Source organism: Kineosporiaceae bacterium (genome assembly GCA_016713225.1).
Lineage (GTDB): Bacteria > Actinomycetota > Actinomycetes > Actinomycetales > Kineosporiaceae > JADJPO01.
Map to the genome: position 1 here is coordinate 545,512 of JADJPO010000011.1, position 21,613 is coordinate 567,124.

General features: G+C 70.6%; 21 protein-coding genes and 1 pseudogene. 9 read left to right on the forward strand and 13 right to left on the reverse strand.

Going from position 1 to position 21,613, the window contains the following annotated elements; translation table 11 throughout:
• The 8 genes from IPK24_25255 to IPK24_25290 form a co-directional block, all read right to left on the reverse strand.
• Entirely contained in the window at nt 1–1,275 is a 1,275-nt protein-coding gene (locus IPK24_25255; GenBank protein ID MBK8078761.1) for a hypothetical protein, read from the reverse strand.
• Nucleotides 1,276–1,600: 325 nt separating this feature from the next.
• Nucleotides 1,601–2,047 (reverse strand): hydrogenase maturation protease, encoded by a 447-nt coding sequence (locus IPK24_25260; GenBank protein ID MBK8078762.1) that lies wholly within the window; start codon nt 2,045–2,047, stop codon nt 1,601–1,603.
• Nucleotides 2,048–2,121: 74 nt separating this feature from the next.
• Complete coding sequence (locus IPK24_25265; protein ID MBK8078763.1) at nt 2,122–3,717, reverse strand: nickel-dependent hydrogenase large subunit; 1,596 nt, start codon at nt 3,715–3,717, stop codon at nt 2,122–2,124.
• A gap of 58 nt (nt 3,718–3,775) precedes the next feature.
• Nucleotides 3,776–4,747 carry a hydrogenase gene (locus tag IPK24_25270; GenBank protein MBK8078764.1) on the reverse strand — a complete coding sequence of 324 codons (972 nt, stop codon included), beginning with the start codon at nt 4,745–4,747 and terminating at the stop codon, nt 3,776–3,778.
• Nucleotides 4,748–4,778: 31 nt separating this feature from the next.
• Nucleotides 4,779–5,462 (reverse strand): hydrogenase nickel incorporation protein HypB, encoded by a 684-nt coding sequence (hypB, locus tag IPK24_25275; protein MBK8078765.1) that lies wholly within the window; start codon nt 5,460–5,462, stop codon nt 4,779–4,781.
• The gene (locus IPK24_25280) at nt 5,462–5,854 is read right to left on the reverse strand and encodes a hydrogenase maturation nickel metallochaperone HypA (protein MBK8078766.1); all 393 of its coding nucleotides are present in this window, start codon (nt 5,852–5,854) and stop codon (nt 5,462–5,464) included. Before IPK24_25280 ends, hypB begins: the two co-directional genes overlap by 1 nt.
• 10 nt (nt 5,855–5,864) lie before the next feature.
• Nucleotides 5,865–6,359 (reverse strand): DUF1641 domain-containing protein, encoded by a 495-nt coding sequence (locus tag IPK24_25285; protein MBK8078767.1) that lies wholly within the window; start codon nt 6,357–6,359, stop codon nt 5,865–5,867.
• 90 nt (nt 6,360–6,449) lie between these two features.
• The gene (locus IPK24_25290; GenBank protein MBK8078768.1) at nt 6,450–7,505 is read right to left on the reverse strand and encodes a DUF2510 domain-containing protein; all 1,056 of its coding nucleotides are present in this window, start codon (nt 7,503–7,505) and stop codon (nt 6,450–6,452) included.
• A 393-nt stretch (nt 7,506–7,898) separates the two neighbouring features.
• Here IPK24_25290 and IPK24_25295 point away from each other — a divergent pair, with 393 nt between their 5' ends.
• From IPK24_25295 to IPK24_25305, 3 genes are read left to right on the forward strand one after another with little or no spacing between them, the layout of a single operon-like run.
• On the forward strand, nt 7,899–9,359 hold the full coding sequence (locus IPK24_25295) for a CotH kinase family protein (protein MBK8078769.1): 1,461 nt from the start codon (nt 7,899–7,901) through the stop codon (nt 9,357–9,359).
• Between the two features lie 20 nt (nt 9,360–9,379).
• A complete protein-coding gene (locus IPK24_25300) occupies nt 9,380–10,267 on the forward strand; it encodes a hypothetical protein (protein ID MBK8078770.1) in 888 nt (295 codons plus the stop codon).
• Entirely contained in the window at nt 10,264–11,343 is a 1,080-nt protein-coding gene (locus IPK24_25305; protein ID MBK8078771.1) for a hypothetical protein, read from the forward strand. The genes IPK24_25300 and IPK24_25305 overlap by 4 nt, the downstream gene beginning before the upstream one ends.
• On the opposite strand, the gene IPK24_25310 is transcribed toward IPK24_25305, so the two are convergent.
• Nucleotides 11,226–11,915, reverse strand: coding sequence for a hypothetical protein (locus IPK24_25310; protein MBK8078772.1), 690 nt, complete (start codon nt 11,913–11,915; stop codon nt 11,226–11,228). The two genes, IPK24_25305 and IPK24_25310, sit on opposite strands and share 118 nt — an antisense overlap.
• A 138-nt stretch (nt 11,916–12,053) precedes the next feature.
• On the opposite strand from IPK24_25310, the gene msrA reads away from it, so the two are divergent.
• Nucleotides 12,054–12,674: a peptide-methionine (S)-S-oxide reductase MsrA gene (gene msrA, locus IPK24_25315; GenBank protein ID MBK8078773.1), complete on the forward strand. Its 621-nt coding sequence runs from the start codon at nt 12,054–12,056 to the stop codon at nt 12,672–12,674.
• Nucleotides 12,675–12,677: 3 nt separating this feature from the next.
• Here the strand turns inward: msrA and IPK24_25320 are convergent, their stop codons facing one another.
• From IPK24_25320 to IPK24_25335, 4 genes are all read right to left on the reverse strand, one after another.
• Nucleotides 12,678–13,055, reverse strand: coding sequence for a type II toxin-antitoxin system VapC family toxin (locus IPK24_25320; GenBank protein ID MBK8078774.1), 378 nt, complete (start codon nt 13,053–13,055; stop codon nt 12,678–12,680).
• A gap of 23 nt (nt 13,056–13,078) precedes the next feature.
• A complete protein-coding gene (locus tag IPK24_25325) occupies nt 13,079–13,327 on the reverse strand; it encodes a hypothetical protein (GenBank protein ID MBK8078775.1) in 249 nt (82 codons plus the stop codon).
• 126 nt (nt 13,328–13,453) lie between these two features.
• Entirely contained in the window at nt 13,454–14,773 is a 1,320-nt protein-coding gene (locus IPK24_25330; GenBank protein MBK8078776.1) for a DUF3459 domain-containing protein, read from the reverse strand.
• A gap of 9 nt (nt 14,774–14,782) precedes the next feature.
• Nucleotides 14,783–16,468 (reverse strand): alkaline phosphatase family protein, encoded by a 1,686-nt coding sequence (locus IPK24_25335; protein MBK8078777.1) that lies wholly within the window; start codon nt 16,466–16,468, stop codon nt 14,783–14,785.
• Nucleotides 16,469–16,597: 129 nt separating this feature from the next.
• Between IPK24_25335 and IPK24_25340 the strand changes: the two genes are divergently transcribed.
• The 5 genes and pseudogenes from IPK24_25340 to IPK24_25360 all read left to right on the forward strand — a co-directional run bounded on the left by IPK24_25340 (nt 16,598) and on the right by IPK24_25360 (nt 21,605).
• On the forward strand, nt 16,598–16,807 hold the full coding sequence (locus IPK24_25340; GenBank protein MBK8078778.1) for a ribbon-helix-helix protein, CopG family: 210 nt from the start codon (nt 16,598–16,600) through the stop codon (nt 16,805–16,807).
• Nucleotides 16,798–17,211: pseudogene (locus IPK24_25345) on the forward strand (PIN domain nuclease). Before IPK24_25340 ends, IPK24_25345 begins: the two are co-directional and overlap by 10 nt.
• Before the next feature lie 94 nt (nt 17,212–17,305).
• The gene (locus IPK24_25350) at nt 17,306–17,638 is read left to right on the forward strand and encodes a hypothetical protein (protein MBK8078779.1); all 333 of its coding nucleotides are present in this window, start codon (nt 17,306–17,308) and stop codon (nt 17,636–17,638) included.
• A gap of 304 nt (nt 17,639–17,942) precedes the next feature.
• Nucleotides 17,943–20,099, forward strand: coding sequence for an ATP-dependent DNA helicase RecQ (locus IPK24_25355; GenBank protein MBK8078780.1), 2,157 nt, complete (start codon nt 17,943–17,945; stop codon nt 20,097–20,099).
• A gap of 57 nt (nt 20,100–20,156) precedes the next feature.
• Nucleotides 20,157–21,605 carry a magnesium chelatase gene (locus IPK24_25360; GenBank protein MBK8078781.1) on the forward strand — a complete coding sequence of 483 codons (1,449 nt, stop codon included), beginning with the start codon at nt 20,157–20,159 and terminating at the stop codon, nt 21,603–21,605.
• The last annotated feature ends 8 nt before the right edge of the window (nt 21,606–21,613 follow it).

Consider the following 21,613-nt stretch of genomic DNA (forward strand, 5'->3'; position numbering starts at 1 on the left):
TCAGGGATTCGCCACCCGGGTGTGGGCCAGCACATCGGCCAGGGCGGCGTCCACGGTGACGACCGACGCGGCGTCCCCACCGCGGTCGAACAGCTCGCGGGCCTGGGTGAGCTTGACCGTGGCCTGGTCGTGGATTCCCAGGTGGGCCAGCGCTGTGCCCTGGTTGGCCAGCACCCGCGCATGGCCCAGCGGATCGGCCTCGGCGGTGCGCACGGCGAGCACCTCCTCGTACATGTCCACCGCCTCGACCAGGTTCTCGACCGGGTGTGTGGTCGGTAGGTGTTGCAGCGCGTTGGCCAGGTTGAGGGTCACCATGGCCCACTCCCGCGGGTGCTCCTCGCGGGTGTAGTAGGTCAGCGCCTCGCGCAGCGACTGGACGGCGACCCCGCGGCGTAGCTTGTCGCGAGCCTCGCCCACGGGCATCGCCAGGTAGGCCAGCGCGAGGTTGGAATGCGCAAAGGCGTAACGCTGCGGCTGGGACTCCTTGCGCAGCAGGCGAAGCGACAGGTGGTACATCCGGATCGCCTCGAGCAGCAGGTGGGTGGCATTGCCGGAGTGCGAGGCCAGCTCCTGGTAGGCGGTGGCCTGGCCGAGGGCCAGTTCGGCCATCGCCGGTTCGACGGCGTCCAGGCCACGCAACGCGTCGACGGCCTCGCGATACGCCTCGACCACGTCGGCGTCGACACCATTGACCTCTTGCAGCAGGGAGGCTTGCTGACCGAGCAGCAGCGCACCGAGCACCGCACTGATCGGGCGGGCAGCGGCCTCGGCGGACACCAACGCGTCCAGTGCCCCCTGCGGATCGCTGCGCTCCAAGGCGGCGGCGGCCCGCGCCGCCAGCACGTGGGCCGCGATCTCGCCGGTCAGTGCCCCGGACTCGATCGCCGAGGCCTCGGGCAGGTCGGCGGGGCACCCCAGGCTGTAGGCGGCCACCTCGATCAGAGCCGCCAGATCGGCATCGCCCTCGGCCGCTGAGGCCGCGCGGGCGGTCTGCAGCGAGGTCTGATCACCGGTGAGCACGAAGTGGTTGTAGGCGTGCACCCCCCCGGCGTCCGGGTCGATGAGTTTCGCCGCGTCGTCCACGGCTCCGCCGGCGGCCAGGGCGAAGGGGGTCAACGCCTGCGGCCACGGATCGGGAAGGTGCCCGCTGAGCAGCCGCCGTACCGCCTCGGCGCATTCGGCGGCATCCACGGCGCCCGGTGACCGGGGCGGCACGGCCAACCAGCCCGCGGGCAGCGGCAGCACGCCGATCGGCTGTGGCCTGCTCAGCGGCATCGCGGTGATCCCTTCTGCGGGTGGACGTTCGGGCCGGTCGTGAGGTCACCAGCCGCTCGGGGGTGGGGCATCTCGACCGGCAGCGCGCCGGATGTGGTGGGCAGCCACCTTCGCATGCTTCTCGGTGAGATACGGACCGATTCGGCGGCGTGCCACATCATCGGTGAAGCCGACGACGAGTTCGACCCACCACCCGGCATGGTCCGCAGTGACCTCACAGCCGAGCACGGCAGCCGAGTCGTCGCCCTGCCCATCCGGGTGACCATCCGGCCCATCCGGGGTGCCCTCCGATGGGGCATCTGGAGTGTCCGCCGCCATGCCACGATCACCCGGCCACCTCGGCGCGCACCAGGTCGAGCACCCGCTCCATCCCGGCGCGTACCGGTTCGGTCAGCTCGGCACCCGGCTCGGTGGAGGCCGCCTCGATCAGGAACACCACGACGTCCTTCGGGTAGGCGTCCTTGAGCAGCCAGCGCCCGACGGCGAGGGCGTGATCCCAGCGAAAGGCGTGCTGGTTCAGCCCGTCCACCGGTGGCAGCTGCTCCAGCTCCTCGCCGGGCACGCGGAACACGGTGCCCGGCTCGGCACCGGTCCGCGCGGCGTCCACGATCACGACCTTGCGCCGGCCGCGCATCTTGAACGCCACGTCCATACCGGCGGTCCCGCCGTCGACCAGCTCGACGTCGTCCGGCACACCCTGGTCCCACAGGTGCCGGATCAGCGTCGGGCCGACCGCGTCGTCCCCGCGCAACAGGTTGCCGCACCCGATCACCAGGTGCGCAACCACCGGCGGGGACGGCGGTTCCGTGTGTTCCGCACTGCCCGGGTCGGCCGGCGATGCGCCGCTCACATGCCGCCGACGACGAACTTCGACAGTTGCTTGCCGGTCTTGCCGTCGTAGGCGTGCACGGTGCAGACCAGGCAGGAGTCGAACGACCGGGCGACGTGACCGAGCTCGACCGGGTCGGCGGTGTTGGCCACCGGGGTACCCAGGAACGCCTTCTCGATCGGCCCGACCACCTGGTCGGCGTCCCGCGGGCCGACGTTCCACGCGGTCGGCGTGATCACCTGGTAGTTCTCGATCTTGCCGTTCTCGAGCACGATCCAGTCCGACAGCGCGCCGCGAGCAGCCTCGGTGGAGCCGAACCCCTTGCCCGACTCACGCTCGACCGGCTTGGCGTAGAACTTGTCGTGCAGGTCGATCTCGTCGAGCCAGCGGCGGGCCATCGTGTAGTACTTGGCCAGTTCGTGGGTGCGGGCCAGCACCCGGGTCAGCACCGACGGTCCCTCGCTGTTGATCACGTTGAGGAACAACGGGTCCGCGTCCTGGTGAGCGGCCGGGTCGGGCTGGGCGGCCATGACCTGGCGGGCCAGCGGCCCCACCTCGAGCGGTACATAACCCAGCCCCGGGACGTCGTAGCGCGGGGACTTGGCCCAGGAGTACTTGTCCTGCTTCTCGCCCACGAGGGGGTCGATCGGGTCGGTCACCCCGTCGAACGGGTGGTGCGAGCCGGTCCCCTTGTAGAAGGAGTGGGTGTGGTCCTCACGCACTCGCGCCTGGTCGAACTCGTGGAATCCGCCACCGGCGTAGATGCCCGAACGCGAGATCAGCGCCGCATTGCGGCCCTCGATGGTCGGGTTCTGGTAGAGCTCGGGGTCGAGATAGGTGCCGGTGGACAGGAAGTTGCCGTGACCCTGACCGTACTTGTCGAGGCCGACCTCGAGCGCGTACCGGATGAAGAACCCGCAGTCACTGTTGTAGTGACCCTCGTTCTCGTTCATCCAGGCGAGGATGTCCTCCCAGGTCTTGTTCTGCATCCAGCGCTCGATCGAGCCGCCCAGCCACTCCTTCTCGAGCCACTCGTTCTTCCAGTACTCGAGGATCGAGATCGAGCGGGTGACGTCCGACAGCGTCGGCGCGCTCATCACCCCACCGGGGATCATGAACGAGGAGTGCGGCCACTGCCCGCCGAAGATGGCGTAGATCTCGACCGGCTTGTTCGACAGCGTCACGCCCTTCTCGTAGGCGGTGCCGACGAACGGGGCGAAGCGGCGGACCGCCTCGTCGTAGGACGGGGTCTTGGCGTAGCGCTTGTTGGTCAGGTCGATCGCGAAGATCGCGTAGAACCACCGCGGAATGCTCTGCAGGGTCTCGCAGGCCTGGGCGATGTTGCGGATCCGGGTACCGTTCGGCGGCACGTGGGTCTGCCAGGCGGTGTCGAGGGCGTAGACCGCCTTGTACAGGTGGCTGCCACCGCAGATCCCGCAGATGCGCGGGGTCACGATGAGGCCGGCCTGTGGGTCCTTGCCCTTGAGGATCATCTCGAAGCCGCGGAACATGCCGGCCGTCGTCCAGGCATCGGTCACGACGCCGTCGGTGAGGGTGACCCGGACGTCGAGGTCGCCCTCGACCCGCCCGAGCGGGCTGACGTGAAGGTCCATGGTGCTGGTCACGGTTGCTCCTGTGCGTGAAAGGCGAGTGAGAGGAGAAGGACGGGGACTAGACCACGAACATGTCTTCCTTGGACCACTGCGGCGCCGCGATCTTGGCGGCGGCCGCATGCGCCATGTAGGTCAGGTGATCGGTGCCGGTGGGCACCTCCCTGGGCACGGTGCCCGAGACCTTGGCGGTCTTGAAGATCGTGCCGGGCATGAGGTCACCGTGTGGGTATCCCGGCTCGGTGCACCCGGTGCACGGGTGGCCGGCGCGCGTCTTGGACGACTGCCGGTTCCACAGGATGCGGTTGCACGGGCTGTGGGTCATCGGGCCGCGGCACCCGAACTCGTAGAACAGGCAGCCGGTGCGGGTGCCCTGACCGAAGTCGATCGTCGACTGCTTGTACTCGAAGAACTGCACCCGGGTGCACCCGGTCTGGGTGAACGAGGTGAAGAAGGTCTTGGGTCGCTGCAGATCGTCCAGGGCGATGTCGGCGGTACGGCCGGCAGCCAGGGCCACCACCACCTGGGTGATCCAGTCCGGGTGGGCCGGGCAGCCGGGGATGTTCACCACGGGAAGGCCCATCGCCGAGACGAAGTCCTTGCCCAGGAACCCGCCGCGATCGCCCTTGAGGTACTGCAGGCCGACGGCGTCGGTCGGGTTGGGCGGGGTCGCCGGGATGCCGCCCCAGGCCGAGCAGTCGCCCACCGCGACCACGACGCCGGCCTTGGGCGCGATCTCGGCCACCCAGTCCTTCATGGGGCGCTCGGCGAACATGTCGTAGCGTCCGGACCCGTTCGGGCCCATGAGCACCGAGCCCTCGTAGACGAAGATGTCGACCTGACGCTCGCCGGAGGCGCACTCGCGCAGGATCTGTTGCACCTGATCGCCCAGCTCCATCCCGAGGGAGGGGTGCCAGATCACGTCGATCCCGAAGTCGGTCACGAGGTCGACCGCGGTCGGTTCCTCGGCGTTCAGGAACGACATCGTATTGCCGCTGCAGGCGCCGCCCTCGAGCCAGAGCAGTGTGGCCATCAGGTCCTCCGGGTGTGGACTGGTGCGGTGGTCAGGGGTTGGGCAGTTCGTCGGACGGTTCGGACAGGTCGAGCAGGTGGGCGAGGAGCTCCTCGACGCCCTGGCCGGTACGAGCGCTGGTTCGCAGCACCGGCAGATCGGGGTTCACGTCGCGAACGGCCTCGCTGAAGACCGTCTCGTCGAAGCCACAGGGCTCGATCAGGTCGATCTTGGTGAGCACGGCGAGGTCGGCCCACCGGTAGGCCGTGGGGTACTTCACCGGCTTGTCCTCGCCCTCGGTGACACTCGCGAGCACGATGCGGGCCGACTCACCCAGGTCATAGGAGGCGGGGCAGACCAGGTTGCCGACGTTCTCGATCAGCACCAGCCGGGTGCCCTCGGGCAACCACCCCGCGAGGTGATCGCGCACCAGGTCGGCCTCGAGGTGACACAGGCCGTCGGTGACCACCTGACGCACCGGAGCGCCCGAGCGGGCCAGCCGCTTGGCGTCGTTCTCGGTGGCCAGGTCGCCGGTCAGCGCCGCCACCGGGATGCCCCGCTCGACACAGCGGGTGAGCAACAACTCGAGCAGCGCGGTCTTACCGCTACCCGGGCTCGACAGCAGATTCACCGCCACGGCGCCGGCCGCGGCCAGATCCGCCCGCAGCGCCCCCGCCAGGTCGTCGTTCTTCGCCAGGACGGCGGTGCGCAGGTCGATCAGGCTCGTGCCGGCCATCAGGCGGTCACCGCCAGCGCGTCGTCCGAATCGATGTCCTCGACGTCGTCGACCTCGATGGTGGCGATCTCGAGTTCCCGGCCACCGATCACGTCCACCTCACGCCCGGTGCACCCGGGGCAGCGCACCGGGAGCGGCTCGGGCAGGTCGGCCTCGACCCCGCAGGCGCGGCACGACGTCCGGACCGGCACCGGCTCGACGTCCAGCCGGGCCCCGGCGAGTGCGGTGCCGGACGCCGCGACATCCCACGCGAAGCCCAACGCCTGCGGTACCACTCCGGACAGCACGCCGACCCGGAGCTGCACCGATCGCACGGCCCGCCCCGGGGCGCGCTCCGTCATCGCGTCCGCGACAGTGCGGACCACCGAGGCGGCGATGGACAGCTCGTGCATCGGCGGCGCGTCAGAGGGTCTTGCCGATGGCGCGGGCCACTTCGACCAGCATGCCCAACCCTCGGGCGACATCGGGGTCACGCAGCGCCCGGAAGGTCGCGCGCACGCCGTCCAGGCTGGTGTTCTGTGCCTCGGCGACACGCACCCCCTCGACGGCGGCGTTGGCGAAGCGCCCCAGCAGGCCGACCACCTCGCGGCTGAACATGCCCGACTCGATCAGCGCGGTGGCCGCGTCGGCGATGGCCGGCGCCTCCTCGACCAGCTTGCGGGCCGGCTCCACCAGGTACCCGGGGCCGTGACCTGCAGCGCCTCGCACCTCGTGGACCATGCCGACCACGTTCTCGGTGATGGTGTCGCCGCGCTCCAGGAACCCGTTGGCCATCGTGGCCATCACGGCGAGCGCGCCAACGTTGTCGAGCAGGGCGTTCAACGACGCGGCGACCTCGGGGTCGTCCAGCCGTGCCCGTAGCTGGTCGACCGGGGTGCTGCTCAACACGTCGGTCATGAGGTGGTCCTCCTCGACGGGCGGGGCTGTGTCGGGGAGGCTAGCGTGTCGAGGGCCTGTGTGTCTGTAGTCACAACGGCCCGTCGGGCATCAACCGACCTTTAGTCCCTTGCGGCAGGCGTCGGCCACCGCGGTGTAGTCCGGGGTGGTCGCCGGGATCGAGCTCCAGAACATGGCGTAGCGACCGGGCTTGGTCTCGACCGTCACCAGGGTCATGTGTTCGCTGGTGACCTCCAGATCGGGGTCGGCCAACGTGATGGTCGACTCGATCGTCCAGGCCGACGCCCCATCGACGGTGGTGGCCTCGTCCCGGGTGCGCTTCTCGCTGAACGTGGCCACGGTGTACTGCGTGGCGACCAGGCACGCGGCCGCCCCCTTGGCGGCCTGCTCCACCGAGGTGATCTTCGGGTCCTGGCGCAGTTCGGCGATCACCAGACCGGCAGCCCAGCCGGCCGTGCCGTAGTCGGCCACCTTGACCATCTGCACCGCGCCCGAGGCCACCAGGGGGAACGCGAAGTCGCTGGTCACCGGCTCGGGCCAGGGGGCGCCGGGCAGGGGGTAGGACAAGCCGCCGGCGCTGACCCGGCCGGCGGTCTGCGTCGCCGCGGTGGTGGGGGCGATGGCCTCGCACGAGATGCCGCCGATCGTCGGGGCCGGCTTCTCGGAGGCGCCCGACCCGCCGGTCGGCGCCGCCTTGGGCGAGGCCGCCACGGACGGCACACCGGCCGGTGACTGCCCGGCGGACGGCGCGGTGTCCCTCGAGCCGAAGATCCAGGCCACGCCCACCACCAGGGCCAACAGGCCGGCCACCCCCGCGACGATCGGCCCGATCCGCCGCTTCGGCGTCATCAGGGCGTGCGGGTCGAAGCCACCCGCCGTGGGGCCGGCCCCCTGCGTCCAGGAACTGTGCGGCGGCACCGGTGGGGACGGCGGGCCGGCGGCGTCCCCGGGGTCCAAGGGCAGGGTGGTCCCCTGCCCGGGGCTCCACGGCTGTGGCGGGGCCGGTGTCGGCTGGGGCGGTTGGGGGGTCGGTGGTTGCGAGGCGAGCGCCATGGTGGTGTGCGACGTCCAGGAGGTGCCGTCCCAATACCTCAGCTGTCCGTATCCGCCCTGTGGGTCGGGGTACCACCCCGGCGCTGCGCTCACGGGCGTCAGTGTACGAAGACCACCGGCCGGTTCGGGTGCCGACCGATCCATCCCGCGTGGTGGCCCCGCGGGGCTGCGCAGTTTCGCCGTCGACGTATCAACCAGCGCTCCGACCGCCTCTGTCCGTATGTCGCCGCTGCTCGGAGGGAGCAGCGGCAGCAGGTCCGCCCGTTCTTCCCCGGGGTTCTGCCGGAGGGGAGGGTGAGGCCGGGTCGCCGCCCGGCCTCGTCCAGACCAGCTCCCCGGGGAAGATGCGCACCGCCCGCGAACGCCTGCGGGGGCCGTCGAGGGTTGCTCACGGCCCCTGCAGGAACCACACTCACAGGTGCTCAGCGTCGAGTTCTCTGCTCCCGTCGATCCACGACTGCGTCGATCCACGATCTTGGAGTTTCGATGAGCCCCGCGCCCGACGATCCCCAAGGCACCTTCTTCGACCGGCCGATGTACGCCGTCGATGTGCGCAACTGGCCGACCGAGAAGATCTACCCGCCGCAGGCGTACCAGGAGCCGGCCCTCGCCCCGCCCGGCGCCGAGCTGACCGTGGCACCGATCGCCCCGGACGACGCCCGCCCGCTGCCGCCGCTCGACCCCGCATCCTCGCTCTTGCGTACCGGCGATTTCTCACTGCGCAACAGCGGTAACCGAACCCTGAACGCACCCAAGCGGTCGTGGAAGGCCGAGCTCGATCAAGGCCCCGGCCCGGAGGGCGAGATCGCCGGCATGACGTGCCTGAACATGAAGTCGATGGTCAACGACCCCTCGCAGCTGCGAGAGGCACTGGCCTGGCGGCTGTTCGCCTCGGCGGGGGTGACGGCCTCGCAACACACCTTCGCCCGGTTCGGCATCAACGGCCGCTACCTGGGCCTGTTCTCGGTGATCGAGCAGGTGGACAAGGCGATGCTGGCACGCCATGTCGAGGGCAAGGTGCGGGGCAACCTGTTCAAGGTCGGTTGCGGTGCCATCGGCTGCGGCACCCTGGAGTACCGCGTCGGCAGCGACGGAGACGACAGCGGCCGGCAGTACCAGACGCCCCCCGAGACCGCCGGAGCAGCGGGGTCGAGCCTGGAATCCGAGGCCACCTACCGGCTGCGATCGTTCTCCAAGGCGCCCGACGCCGAGAGCTTCGACGACCTGGCCGCCCTGGTGCGCACCGTGAACGGGATCGGCCTGCCCGGTGGCGAGGAGCGGTTCGCCACCGACGCCTTCGCCGACCGGGTTCGGGCGATCTTCGACGTCCAGCCCTTCCTGCGCTGGGCGGCGGTGAACGTGCTGCTCGGCGCGTGGGACAACTACTTCGCCACGCCGGGCAACTACTACCTCTACAACACGACCCGGACGCCGGGCTCCCGCGACGTGATCGGCGAGCCGTTCTTCCGGTTCATCCCGTGGGACTACGACAACTCCTTCGGCATCGACTACTTCGGGACCCGCTGGCAGGACACCGACCTGCTGGACTGGCCCGCCAACACCGAGGCCTACCGCCGGTTCAACTCGACCTCTCCCGGCCCGGCAGGGCGCAGCCGGATCCCCCTGGTGACCAACCTGTTGCGCCACGGCGACTTCCGTCGGTACTACCTCGAGCAGGTCGAGCAACTGCTCGACACCACGCTGGCCCCGGCGAGCATCGACGCCGAGCTGGCCCGGCTCTGGCCGCGGGTGGCCACCTCCGCCTACGCCGAGTCCGACACCCCGTACGGGGCGCCGTTCACGGGCCGGCTGTTCAGCAACGACGAGGTCTACCGCCACGTCGTCCTGCAGTGGGAGGTCGCTCGCCCGGACCGGTTCATCAACGGCATCCGCCACTACGTGCTGATGCGCCACGACCGGGCGCGAGATCAGCTGAAGACCCTCTGATCTCGGGCAGACTCGTCGTCATGTCCGGTGCGCGCGACGTCCTCGTCCTGGTGCGCGAGGCCAAGCTGGCCGACGTGCTCGGTCGGCGGTTGATCGACCGACTCGGCACCGACCGGCTGGAGGCCAGCGGCGTCCTGACCACGGCGCAGGGGCTGTGGGTGGTCTTCGACAACATGCCTCACCTGGTGCGCGTCGACGCCGCACTGCCGGTGCCCGATCCCCAAGCCACGGTGGTGCACCACCCGAGTGAGTCGCAGGGCTTCGAGGATCTGGCGCTCGACGTCGCCACCGGCCGGTTCTTCACCGTCATCGAGGCGCAGGAGCGCTACCCCGAGGTGTGGATGGCCCGGGTCTGGGAGTTCGACGCCGACGTGCACCCGGTGCGCACCCGGTGGTTGGATCTCGACCTGCCCAGTGAGAACAAGGGCATCGAGGGCATCAGCCATCTGCGCCGGGGTGGCGCCGAGTACCTGCTGGCCCTGACCGAGGGCAATCACGGCGCGGACGGGGCGCTCGGTCGGCGAGGCGGCGGCGGCCGGATCCACGTGTTCACCCCGCAGGACGACGAGAGCTGGCGGCACGTCGCCACCATCGACCTGCCCGCGAGCCTGGCCGCGGTCGACTACAGCGGGATCAGCGTGCACGGCAACCGGATCGCGGTGCTCTCCCAATGTTCGGGCGTGCTCTGGACGGGGTATCTGTCGCCGGACAACTGGGACATCATGGACCAGGGGAGGACCTGTCGGTTGCCCCCTGATGATCGGGGTCGCGTCGTCTACGGCACGGCCGAGGGGGTTTCATGGCTCAGCGCGAACACGGTGGTGATCGCCTCGGACCGAGCGAAACACGAACAACCGCAACGCGTTCGGGCGAAGGATCAGTCGCTGCACGTGTTCCGATTGCCGTGAGGAACCTGCACGGGCTGTTCCATCGCCGCGTCCCCGGCGACGACGCCCTGCTGGAGCTGTGCCGGTTGCGCTTCGCCCAGAGTGGCCTGGCGGCCGAGATCTACGCCGACTCGCCGAGTGGGATGGATCACGAGTTGGCGTTCGTGCCCTCGCCGGGCTCGCCGGACCGGCGCCCGCTGGTGCACCTGCCCCGCCACCTCGACCTGCTGGACGACGGCGCGGTGCGGATGGTGCGCACGATGGTGCGTCACGCCGGCGACCGGGTGGCGGGCTTCGTCGTCCATGATCGGCGCCACATGCCCGCCCGGCTGCCCGAGCTGGCCCGCGCGGGCGAGGTGCTCTCGGCCGAGCTGGCCCGGTTCGGCGACGCCTGGCTGTTCCTGGAGTACGCCGCCGGCAACCGGTTCGACGAGTTCACCACCCTGGCTCGGCGGCTGGCGAGCAGCGGCCGGGTCGGGGTGTGTGTCGACACCGGACACGTCGGCGTCCGGGCGGCGCGCTGGGCCTTCGCCGCGCGGCGTCCGGACCTGGACGTGGACCTGATCGCGCTCACCGGTACCGACGCACGCCTCCCCGACCTGCTGGACGACGTGCGCGCGGCGACGGCGCAGGCGACGGGCGCGGTGACCCGGCTGATCCGATCGGTGGCCACCGACGGCACCCGGGTTCACCTGCACCTACACGACGGGCACCCGCTGGTCGACGGCCTGGCCGATCACTTCGGGTTCCTGGGGCGGCTGGCGGTGCCGTTCGAGGTCGACGGACGCCGGTCACTCGAGCCGATGTTCGGGCCGGCGGGGCTGGCCGAGATCCTGCGCACCGTGCACCAGTCTCTCGGCGATCGCGCCTCGGCGACGCTCGAGATCCACCAGGGGTTCGGCCGGGTGGGCCTGGACGCCGAGGCGGCCGCGCTGTTCGGCCACTGGGGCAACCTGACCAGCGCCGAGCAGACCAACGCTCATTTGGCGCTGTTGTCCGAGAACGCCGAGTTGGCGCGGGCCGTGGCGTCCTCGGCGCTCGGTGCCGCCGTGGGCTCAGGGGTGGGTGCCACGGTGAGGCGCGGCAGCAGCGGGTGAACCAACGGGCCGATGCCGATCGCGTAGAGGATCGTGCCCGGGCCGAAGTTGCCGCCCATCAACCATCCCGTGGCCACCACGGCGACCTCGATCGCCATCCGCACCCAGCGCACCGGCCACCCGGTGCGGTCGCACAGGCCGGTCATCAGGCCGTCGCGCGGGCCGGGGCCGAGGCGCGCCCCGATGTAGGCCCCCGAGGCGACGGCATTGAGCAGCAACGCGAAGATCACATAGCCGATCCGGACGGCGAGGGGTTCCGGTTGCGGCACCCACGGCAAGACCAGATCGACCACCACGCCGATCACCAGGGCATTGCTGATCGTGCCCAGGCCTGGGCGTTGCCGCAGCGGGATCCAGAGCAGCAGCACCGCGATGCCGACCGCGACGGTCATCTGGCCGAGGGTGGTGTGCACGCCGAACCGGTCGAGCACCCGCACGATGCCCTGGTGCAGCACGTCCCACGGCATCACGCCGAGCCGGGCGCGCACGAAGAACGCCATCGACACCCCGAACAGGAACAGGCCGACGTAGAGCTGGGTCAGCCGGCGGGCGGGACGGTCGAGGGGCGGCAGGCGGTCGAGGAGGGTCAGGCGCACCGGCGAACTGTCGCACAGCCGGTGGCGCGGCGTCCGACGAGCGCGGCGTCCGACGAGCGTTCGAGTCCGGGGTTTGAGACGATCGACGGCATGTTCGGTCTGGGACGTTCACGCATGGTCGACCGTCAGCACGCTCTGCCGGGTCGCGACAACCGTCCGTTCCCGGTGCCGGCGACGCACGCCGTCCTCGGAACACCGCTCGAGGGGCCGTGGCCCGAGGGCACCGAGGTCGTCTACCTCGGCCTGGGGTGTTTCTGGGGGGCCGAGAAGGAGTACTGGCAGATCCCCGGGGTGGTGACCACGGCGGCCGGCTACATGGGTGGCTTCACGCCGAACCCCACCTACGAGGAGACCTGCACCGGTCAGACCGGGCACACCGAGACGGTGATGGTCGCCTTCGACCCACAACGAGTGAGCGTGCGTGACCTGCTCGCCGTGTTCTGGGAGTCGCACGACCCGACCCAGCTGAACCGTCAGGGCAACGACATCGGCACCCAGTACCGCTCGGCGTTCTACTGGACGACACCAGACCAGGCCGCGGCGTATGCCGCCACCCGCGCGGCGTTCGGGGCAACCTTGGCGAAGGCCGGGTACGGCGAGATCACCACCGACGCGCGGTCGTCGGCCGAGGCCGGGCCGTTCTACTACGCCGAGGACTATCACCAGCAGTACCTGCACAAGAACCCGGCCGGGTACTGCCCGATCCACTCGACGGGGCTGAGCTGCCAGGCGTAGTGATCAATTGCCACCGGTCACGATACGGAACCGACACCGAGGCCCGGTGCTCGCCGCCAGTCGCTCATCGGCCGTGACCACGACGGCATCGAACACCTCCGCCAGGGCGACGTAGGTGGCGTCATAAGCCGTGAGGTTGTTGCGCAGCTCCCAGATCCGCGCGAGCAGGGGGACAGCGTCGAAGCGCTCGAGCGGCAAGGCGGCCAGGTCTGCGAGAGCCTGCCGAGCCGACTCGGCGTCCAGCCGCCCGCCCAACACTCGGCCGCGAAGTGCCGAAGCGACCTCCACGTCCAAGAGCGCCGGAGCGATGATCGTGTCATCGCCGAGCGCCCGGCGAGCGGCGCGGCCGGCGGGTCCATCGTCGATCAGCGCCGGCAACATGGCCGAGGTGTCCGCGACGAGCGTCACGCCCACCGATCCTCGGCCCGCAACTGACGGACGTCGTCCACGGCGTCGGCCTGTTCGTACCGGGTGCCCTCACGCTCGACGCGCTCCTCTACGCGAGCCCAGATCTGCGAGATGTCAGGCCGCCGCGTCTGGGCGATCACCAAGTTGCGCATGTACTGCTGCAGCGACTGCTGGGATGCCTTGGCACGACGCACGAGTTCCGCCTGGACGTCGTCGGGGACGTCACGGATCTGAATGATGCCCATGCCTTCACTTTGCATGCACTTCACGCTGCCTGCAACCTGCTGCGCCGTTACCGCTCGCCATGGCGTCCGGCGCGATCGTGGGCGCGGCATCATCCACTCGGTCACAAACGTGCACGGATTGCATGATCACCGAGGGGTTGTGGCCCAGGAGTGGGGGGCGACGGTGAGCGGGTCGTCTCCGTTGGGGTCGTCGTCGGTCCGCTCGCCGCCGGTGGGGTCGGCGGCGGGGGTGGCCACGGTGAAGGGGTCGTCGCCGATGTTCAGGGCCAGGGTCAGGCGGTGTGCGGGGTCGGCGGCAGCGGAGCCCTGGGCGGTCAGGTCGATGACCATGGTCGTGTTCGTGACCTCGCGGACGGCGAGGGTGGCGTCCACCAACCAGGGGTGGTTGCGGCGCAGGCCGATCAGGCGCTGGTGCAGTTCGAGGGCCTCCGCCCCGAAGGGCAGCAGGTCGTCCGGGGACTCAGGGAACGGCGGGCGCACCGCGTCGTCCCCGTGGGGTCGCTTCAGCTTGCGCGCATCGAAGGCCTGCTCGTCGCCGGCGTAGATGGACGGGATGCCGGGCAACAGCATCAGCAACGCCACGGCGATCGGCAGGTGGCGGATGTCGTAGAGCTTGGTGGCGATGCGGGTGACGTCGTGATTGCCGATGAAGGTCTGCGGCCGGAACGTCTCACAGAACTCGGCGTGGCGGGTCAGGGAATGTTCCAACTCGAACAGGTTCTTGTCGTTCATCGAGTGCCAGATCCCGTGCCACAGTTCGTATTGCGTCACGGAGTCGACCCCCGAGGTCGCCACGAACTCGGGGTAGTCGCCGTGAATCACCTCACCGAGCAACCAGCACTCGGGAAAGCGTTCCTTGACCCGTCGAGTGATGGACGACCAGGCCTGCGCCCCCGGCGCGTACGCGGCATCCAGCCGCCATCCGTCGATGCCCCGCGCCAGCCAGTGGCACATCACCTCGACGACGTAGTCGGCCACCGGCGGGTGGCTCAGATCGAGCTCGACCAGATCGAAGTTGCCCTCGAACACCCGCGGGTGCTCGCCCTCCCAGCGCAGCCAGCGGCCGTCGTCCGTGTCGGGCCCGGCCAGCCAGGCCCGCTGCACGATGTCGTGGTCGGCGGCAAGGTGGTTGAACACGCCGTCCAACACCAGCCGCAGCCCTCTCGCTCGCGCCTGGGCCACCAGGTCGTCGACATCGGCGTCGTCGCCCAACCGGGGGTCGATCCGAAAGTGGTCGAGGGTGTCATAGCCGTGCGAGACCGACGCGAACATCGGCGCCAGGATCAGGCCGTTGCACCCCAACTCGACCACGTAGTCGAGCCAGTTCACGATCCGGCCCAACCGATGCTGCACGTGCCCGCCGGGCAGGTCCTCGGCGCGCTGCTCGCCGCCGACGAAACGCAGCGGGTACAAGTGCCACCAAATCGCCGTGGCGGACCAATTCATGTGATCAGCCTAACCGCGGGGTGACGGCGTGAGGCCGCCCTGCCAGGTGGGACGCAGCACGTGACGACCCTCCACCAGGCCCGCGTGTCGCACCTCGACCCGCGCCTGCCGGCCCTCGAGCACCACGGTCATCACCCCGTTGTCGAACCAGGCTCCCCGATCGAGGCGCCATCGCAGCGGCACGTCCTCGACCCCGGCGGCACGCGCCGCCCGGCGCGTTAACCTGGCCGCCAGGCGGCCACTCAGGGTCCTGGTGGCCAGCCGCATCAGCCGGCCGAGCGGGTTGCGCAGAGGCGACATCGTCAACTGCACCAACGCGGTGCGCTGCGGGTCCACCCCCGGCATGGTCGCCCTCGCCACGTACGAGCTGTGAATGTCACCCGACAGGAACAGCACGCTCGCCGGCGGTTCAGCTGCCGGGTCGCGGCGTGCCCCCGCGACCTCGCCGAGCAGGTCGCACAACCGATGCAGGCTGAGCCGGAACGATGCCCAGTGTTCGAGATCCATGAGCTGGCGTAGGTTCTCGGCGATCCGGACGGCGCGGCGCCCCCAGGCGCCACCGGCCACCGCCTCGTCCCAGCCCTCCAGATGATGGATCCCGGGCGGCAGCAGCACCGGCAGGGTCGAGCCGACCAGCAGGTGGTCGAGCCGCCGCTCCAGCACCCGATCGCGGAACCAGGCCCACTCGACGTCGTCCACGATGGCGCGGCGATCGGGATCGAGCGAACGCGAGCACCGGGTGTCGACCACGATCAGCCGGACCGCGGAGCCCAGGTCGCGCACCACGCTCCAGCGGGCGCTCGGCGGATCGGCGTCGGCACCGAACGCGAACTCGTCCAACCGGTTCGAGCGCACCGCGTCGTCCGGCTCGGTCCGCACCAGGCGGTACAGCTCGTTGTCGTCCAGCTCCTCCGGCGACAGGTTGCCGAGGTGTTGATAGACCCAGTACGAGCCCAGCCCCCCGACCACTCGATCCCGCCACCAGGGGCGCGAGGTGACCTGCTCACGCCAGGCGAGCGAGGTGTTCCAGTCATCGCGCAGATCGTGGTCGTCGAGCATCATCACGCTCGGCACGGTCGAGAGCAGCCATCGCACGGCGGGCTCGGTCCAGGTCTCGTGATAGAGCCAGGTGTACTCCTCGAAATCGGCGATCTCCTCGGCCATCTCGGGGTCGGGCCGTTCCCGTTCGCGGAGCCGTGCCCGGACGGCGTCCGAGGGTTCGTCGGCGTAGATCTGGTCGCCGTTCAGCAGCAACAGATCGGGCCACTCGGGGTGCGGTGAGGCCGCCAGGTGCTCGGCGAGCGCGACCAGTGCATCCGGGCCGAACCGGCGCAGGCCGGCGTCGTCCAGGGGGGCGCTCTGGCGACAACTGCCGAACGTCAGCCGGACGACGTCGCCACCGTCCGGAGTGCGGATCACGCTGGCGGGGAGGCCGTTTGCGGGATCGGGCCAGACCGGTTCGTCGTCCAGCAACACCTGGTACTCAGTGACCGAGCCGGGGGCCAGCCCGCGCAGCACGACGAGGGCGTAGTGGTGGCCGTGCACCGACCAGGTGGTCTCGTGCGCCGAGGCCGAGCCGTCGGGCGTGCGGACGTCGACCCGGTAGGGCCGGTCGGTCTCGACCCAGATCGTCGCGCGGGCGGCGTCGACGTGTCGCAGCAGCGGCCCGACCAATAGCCGATCCGCTGGCCGCATCGCCTCCTGCGCCGCCCTCATGAACACCCGACCCTAGGGCGCTATCATGCGATATCATCACGGTTGGGCAGGGCTCGTCGGCTCCAGGCCCGTGGTGCCGGCCCTGTTCGGCCCGTTCGGGAGGTGGCCATGGCCAACGTGCTCATCCGCAACATCGACGAGGACGACCTCGCCCGGCTCGACGAATTGGCCGCGCGCGCCGGCCTGTCGCGCAACGAGTTCTTGCTGCGGCATCTGCAGCAAGCCGCCCATCGCGTCACGTCCGAGATCACCGCCGCAGACTTCGACAAATTCGCCGATCTCGCCGACGACGACGTGATGCGTGGCGCCTGGTCGTGACCTCACCCACCTGGCTCATCGACAAGTCCGCGTTGGCGCGGCTGTCGACCAACGCGGACACCCCTGAGTGGGTGGCCCGGGTCCAACGAGGGCTGGTGCACGTGGCGACGGCCACGATTCTCGAGGTGGGGTTCTCGGCACGATCCTCCGCCGAGTGGGTTCATCGCACCGAGGGTCCGCCGCTCATGCTCATGCCGGTCGCCCATCTCACCCCCGCCGCCGAGCAACGCGCCGTTCACGTTCAGGGCCTACTCGCCCAGCGTGGCCAGCATCGAGCGCCTTCCGTTCCTGACCTTCTGATCGCCGCCATCGCCGAGCTGTCCGGCCTGACCGTGCTGCACGTCGACAAGGACTTCGAGTTGATCGCCGAGGTCACCCGGCAACCGACAGAGCGCCTGCGCCTGACGGACTCCGATCGCACCGATCACGCCGAGCACGCCGATCCATCGCCGGGACGAGAACCCCTCATCGCGGAGCACCGAGACAAGGGACACCGAGATGAGTGACGTAGACGCCGTCGTCGACCAGCTGGAGAACGACCGGGCCGCACTGGCCACCATGCGCCTGTTGATCGACCCGACCACCGCCGGTGAGACCGCGCTGGCGTTGCTGCGCCGCAACGACCCGCTCGGGGTGATGTTCCTGCTCGGCGGTTTCGAGAACGCCGGCGCCGACACCCGCAGCGAGATCGAGGACGCCGCTACCTCCTACGCTGCGGACGACGCCGCCCGGGCGACCCTCACCCACCACCTGACCATGGCGCAGCGCGCGTCCGACCCGCGCACAGCCCGAGCCGCGCGAGAGCTGGTCACAGTCATCTCCCTGCCCTGAGCGCGCGGCGTGCCGTGTCGGCACGCCGTCCGGGGTAGCGCGCGGTCGCTCCTGGTGGCGTGCGGTCACTTCTGACCCTGTGCGGTCACTTCCCGCCCTGTGCGGTCACTTCTGACCCTGTGCGGTCACTCTGACCCTGTGCGGTCACTTCTGACCCTGTGCGGTCACTTCAAACCGGACTGCGGTCAGTTCCGGCGGATGACAACGCTGCCTTCGACCCGAAGTGACCGCACTCGCCCGGCGGCATCGCGGATCATGGATTCTGGCCTGCGTCCCTGTCGGTGGGCTCACCTAGCCTGAGGTCATGGCAACCCCTGCACCTCCGACAATCCCCGCGACCCAGCTCGCGGACGCCGCCCGGCACGCCCTGCGCACGCTGGTCGGCGGCGCGGCCGGCGCTGCGGACGGCGCGGAGTCCATCGACTTCCGGGACGGGCAGCTCGAGGCCATCACCGCCCTGGTGCACGGCCGCCAACGGGTGCTGGTGGTGCAGCGCACCGGCTGGGGCAAGTCGGCGGTGTACTTCGTCGCCACCCGACTACTGCGGGACGCCGGGGCCGGGCCGACACTGATCGTCTCGCCGCTGCTGGCCCTGATGCGCGATCAGATCGCCGCCGCCGGGCGGGCCGGGGTGCGCGCGATGTCGATGAACTCGGCCAACGCCGAGGAGTGGGGCGCGGTGCGCGAGGCACTGGCCGCCGACGCCGTCGATGTGCTGCTGGTGAGCCCGGAACGCTTGAACAACCCGCGCTTCCGTGACGAGCAACTGCCCGATCTGGCGCGACGCTGCGGCCTCCTCGTCGTCGACGAGGCGCACTGCATCAGCGACTGGGGGCACGACTTCCGCCCCGACTACCGGCGCATCCGCGACCTGCTGACCACGCTGCCCGACAACACCCCGGTGCTGGCCACCACCGCGACCGCGAATGCCCGGGTGGTCACCGATGTCGCCGAGCAGCTGGGCGCCGGGGGGCGCGCGGTGACCACGCTGCGCGGTGGGCTGGCCCGCGACAGCCTGCGGCTCGGCGTCCTGCCCATCACCACCCCGGAACAGCGGCTCGCCTGGCTGTTGGCCCACCTCGGCGACCTGCCGGGTAGCGGCATCGTCTACACGCTCACGGTGAGCGCGGCCGAGGACGTCGCGGCGGCGCTGCGCGAGGCCGGTCATGCCGTGCAGGCCTACACCGGCCGCACCGACCCCCAGCAGCGCGAGCAGCTGGAACAGTCGTTGCTGCGCAACGAGGTCAAGGCCCTGGTCGCCACCAGTGCCCTCGGCATGGGTTTCGACAAACCCGACCTCGGGTTCGTGCTCCACCTGGGGGCGCCCTCCTCCCCCGTGGCGTACTACCAGCAGGTGGGACGCGCCGGACGCGCCACCGAGCGGGCCGACGTGCTGCTGCTGCCCGGCAGTGAGGACCGCGACATCTGGTCCTACTTCGCCTCGGCGTCCATGCCTCGCAGACACCAGGCGGCGGCCGTGATCGAGACTCTGGCCGGCTCGTCCAAGGCCCTGTCGACCGCCGCTCTCGAGAGTGCCGTCGACGTCCGGCGCACCCGGCTCGAGCTGCTGCTCAAGGTGCTCGACGTCGACGGGGCGGTGCAACGGGTCAGCGGCGGCTGGGTCGCCACCGGCGCCGAGTGGACCTACGACGAAGATCGCTACGCCCGGCTGACCGCCGCCCGCGAGCGCGAGCAGGGGCTGATGCTCGACTACCAGTCGGGTTCGGCATGCCGGATGCGCTTCCTGCAACAGGCTCTGGACGACGAGACCGCCGCCGACTGCGGCCGGTGCGACGTCTGCGCCGGGTCGTGGTACGACTCCGAAATCCCCACAGCGGCAACACAGATCGCGCGGCAGCGGCTCGATCGCGTCGGGGTCGAGCTGGAGCCACGGGCAATGTGGCCGACCGGCATGGACCGGCTCGGCGTCCCGGTGCGAGGCAAGATCCCCGCGGAGTCGGCGATGACCGTCGGCCGCACGCTCGCCCGGCTGAGCGATCTGGGCTGGGGGCAACGGGTGCGCCGGCTGCTCGACGAGCCGGACGCCGCTCCCCCCTCGTGGCTGGCCGAGGCCACCATCGAGGTGCTCAAGGGCTGGGACTGGCAGGCTCGGCCCTCCGCTGTGGTCGCCGTCCCTTCGCGGCGACGCCCCCAGCTGGTCACGGGGGTGGCCCGAGGCCTGGCCGGGGTGGGACGGCTGACCTACCTGGGCACCCTCGACCCGGTGGACGGCGGCCCGACGGGTGAGCCCGGTGGCAACAGCGCCTTCCGGCTGGCCGGCGTGTGGGGGCGGCTCGCGGTCGGCTCGGCCATGGCCGAGGCCCTGGCCGGCCTCGACGGGCCGGTACTGCTGGTCGACGACCTCGCGTCGTCCCGCTGGACGCTGACCGTCGCTGCCGCGGTGCTGCGCGAGGCGGGTGCACCCGAGGTGCTGCCGTTCACGCTCGCCCTCGACGGCTGAGCCGCCCGCGTCGCCGATCCGGGGGGTGCATCCATCAGCGGGGCAACGTACGGTCAGGTGGTGACGACACCTCAGCCGCCCGGCCGGCCACCAGCGGGTCTGCCCACCACCGTCGGCGCGTTGCGCGCCTCCGGCCATGTGCACCGCAGCGTCAAGGACGAGATCCGGCAGAACCTGCTGCACGCGATGCGGGCGGGCTCGGTGCGCTTCCCCGGGGTGGTGGGCTTCGACGACACCGTGCTGCCCGACCTGGAGCGCGCACTACTGGCCGGCCACGACGTGGTGCTGTTGGGCGAGCGGGGCCAGGGCAAGACTCGGCTGATCCGCACCCTGGTCGGCCTGCTGGACGAATGGACCCCGGTGATCGCCGGCGCCGAACTGCACGAGCACCCCTACGACCCGATCACCCCGGCCACCCGTCGTCGGGCGGCCGAACGGGGTGAGGAGCTCGAGATCCGCTGGGTGCACCGCGACGACCGGTACGCCGAGAAGCTCGCCACCCCGGACACCAGCATCGGCGACCTGATCGGTGACGTCGACCCGATCAAGGTGGCCGAGGGGCGCACCCTGGGCGACCCGGAGACGATCCACTTCGGCCTGGTGCCCCGCATGCACCGCGGCATCTTCGCCGTCAACGAATTGCCCGACCTGGCCGAACGGATCCAGGTGGGCCTGCTCAACGTGCTCGAGGAACGCGACGTCCAGGTGCGCGGGTACGTGGTGCGGCTGCCGCTCGACCTGCTGCTCGTCGCCAGCGCCAATCCCGAGGACTACACCAACCGCGGCCGCATCATCACCCCGCTCAAGGACCGCTTCGGCGCCGAGGTGCGCACTCACTACCCGCTGGAACTCGACGGCGAGGTCGCCCTGGTGCGCCAGGAGGCAGCCCTGGCCGCCGAGGTGCCGGACCACCTGATCGAGGTGCTCGCCGTCTTCACCCGGGCGGTACGCGAATCTCCGTCGGTCGATGGCCGCTCGGGGGTGTCGGCCCGGTTCGCGATCGCCGGCGCCGAGACGGTGGCGGCCGCGGCGCTGCGCCGTCATGCCCTGCTCGGCGAGACGGATCCCCCGGTGGCTCGCGTCGGCGACACCGAGACCATCACCGCCACGTTGCGCGGCAAGGTCGAGTTCGAGGCGGACGGCGAGGGCCGCGAGCTGGAGCTGCTCGACCACCTGCTGCGGCGCGCCACCGCCGAGGTCTGGCGGCGTCGGCTCGGTGGGCTGGACCTGACCGAGCTGGTCGCCGTCGCCGCCGAGAACGCCATCCTGGCCGGGGACGGCGTCCGCTCCACCGAACTGCTCGGCCAGTTCGAACGGGTGCCCGCCCTGGGCGCGCTCCTGACGCGCCTCGGCATGGACGCCGAGCCCACCCCCGCCCGAGCCGCCAGCGCGCTGGAGTTCGCCCTCGAAGGGCTGCACCTGACCCGGCGGCTGGCCAAGGACACCCTGGACGACGGCCGCGTGGTCTACGGCGGATCGTCCGACGGCGACCACGGGCGGGACTGACCATGCCC

What these genes read in the sequence shown, in the direction of transcription:
- IPK24_25255 (MBK8078761.1), bottom strand. Translation starts at nt 1,275, where the DNA reads ATGCCGCTGAGCAGGCCACAGCCGATCGGCGTGCTGCCGCTGCCCGCG.
- IPK24_25265 (MBK8078763.1), bottom strand. Translation starts at nt 3,717, where the DNA reads ATGGACCTTCACGTCAGCCCGCTCGGGCGGGTCGAGGGCGACCTCGAC.
- IPK24_25270 (MBK8078764.1), bottom strand. Translation starts at nt 4,747, where the DNA reads ATGGCCACACTGCTCTGGCTCGAGGGCGGCGCCTGCAGCGGCAATACG.
- hypB (MBK8078765.1), bottom strand. Translation starts at nt 5,462, where the DNA reads ATGGCCGGCACGAGCCTGATCGACCTGCGCACCGCCGTCCTGGCGAAG.
- IPK24_25280 (MBK8078766.1), bottom strand. Translation starts at nt 5,854, where the DNA reads ATGCACGAGCTGTCCATCGCCGCCTCGGTGGTCCGCACTGTCGCGGAC.
- IPK24_25285 (MBK8078767.1), bottom strand. Translation starts at nt 6,359, where the DNA reads ATGACCGACGTGTTGAGCAGCACCCCGGTCGACCAGCTACGGGCACGG.
- IPK24_25295 (MBK8078769.1), top strand. Translation starts at nt 7,899, where the DNA reads ATGAGCCCCGCGCCCGACGATCCCCAAGGCACCTTCTTCGACCGGCCG.
- IPK24_25300 (MBK8078770.1), top strand. Translation starts at nt 9,380, where the DNA reads ATGTCCGGTGCGCGCGACGTCCTCGTCCTGGTGCGCGAGGCCAAGCTG.
- msrA (MBK8078773.1), top strand. Translation starts at nt 12,054, where the DNA reads ATGGTCGACCGTCAGCACGCTCTGCCGGGTCGCGACAACCGTCCGTTC.
- IPK24_25320 (MBK8078774.1), bottom strand. Translation starts at nt 13,055, where the DNA reads ATGTTGCCGGCGCTGATCGACGATGGACCCGCCGGCCGCGCCGCTCGC.
- IPK24_25325 (MBK8078775.1), bottom strand. Translation starts at nt 13,327, where the DNA reads ATGGGCATCATTCAGATCCGTGACGTCCCCGACGACGTCCAGGCGGAA.
- IPK24_25330 (MBK8078776.1), bottom strand. Translation starts at nt 14,773, where the DNA reads ATGAATTGGTCCGCCACGGCGATTTGGTGGCACTTGTACCCGCTGCGT.
- IPK24_25335 (MBK8078777.1), bottom strand. Translation starts at nt 16,468, where the DNA reads ATGCGGCCAGCGGATCGGCTATTGGTCGGGCCGCTGCTGCGACACGTC.
- IPK24_25340 (MBK8078778.1), top strand. Translation starts at nt 16,598, where the DNA reads ATGGCCAACGTGCTCATCCGCAACATCGACGAGGACGACCTCGCCCGG.
- IPK24_25350 (MBK8078779.1), top strand. Translation starts at nt 17,306, where the DNA reads ATGAGTGACGTAGACGCCGTCGTCGACCAGCTGGAGAACGACCGGGCC.
- IPK24_25355 (MBK8078780.1), top strand. Translation starts at nt 17,943, where the DNA reads ATGGCAACCCCTGCACCTCCGACAATCCCCGCGACCCAGCTCGCGGAC.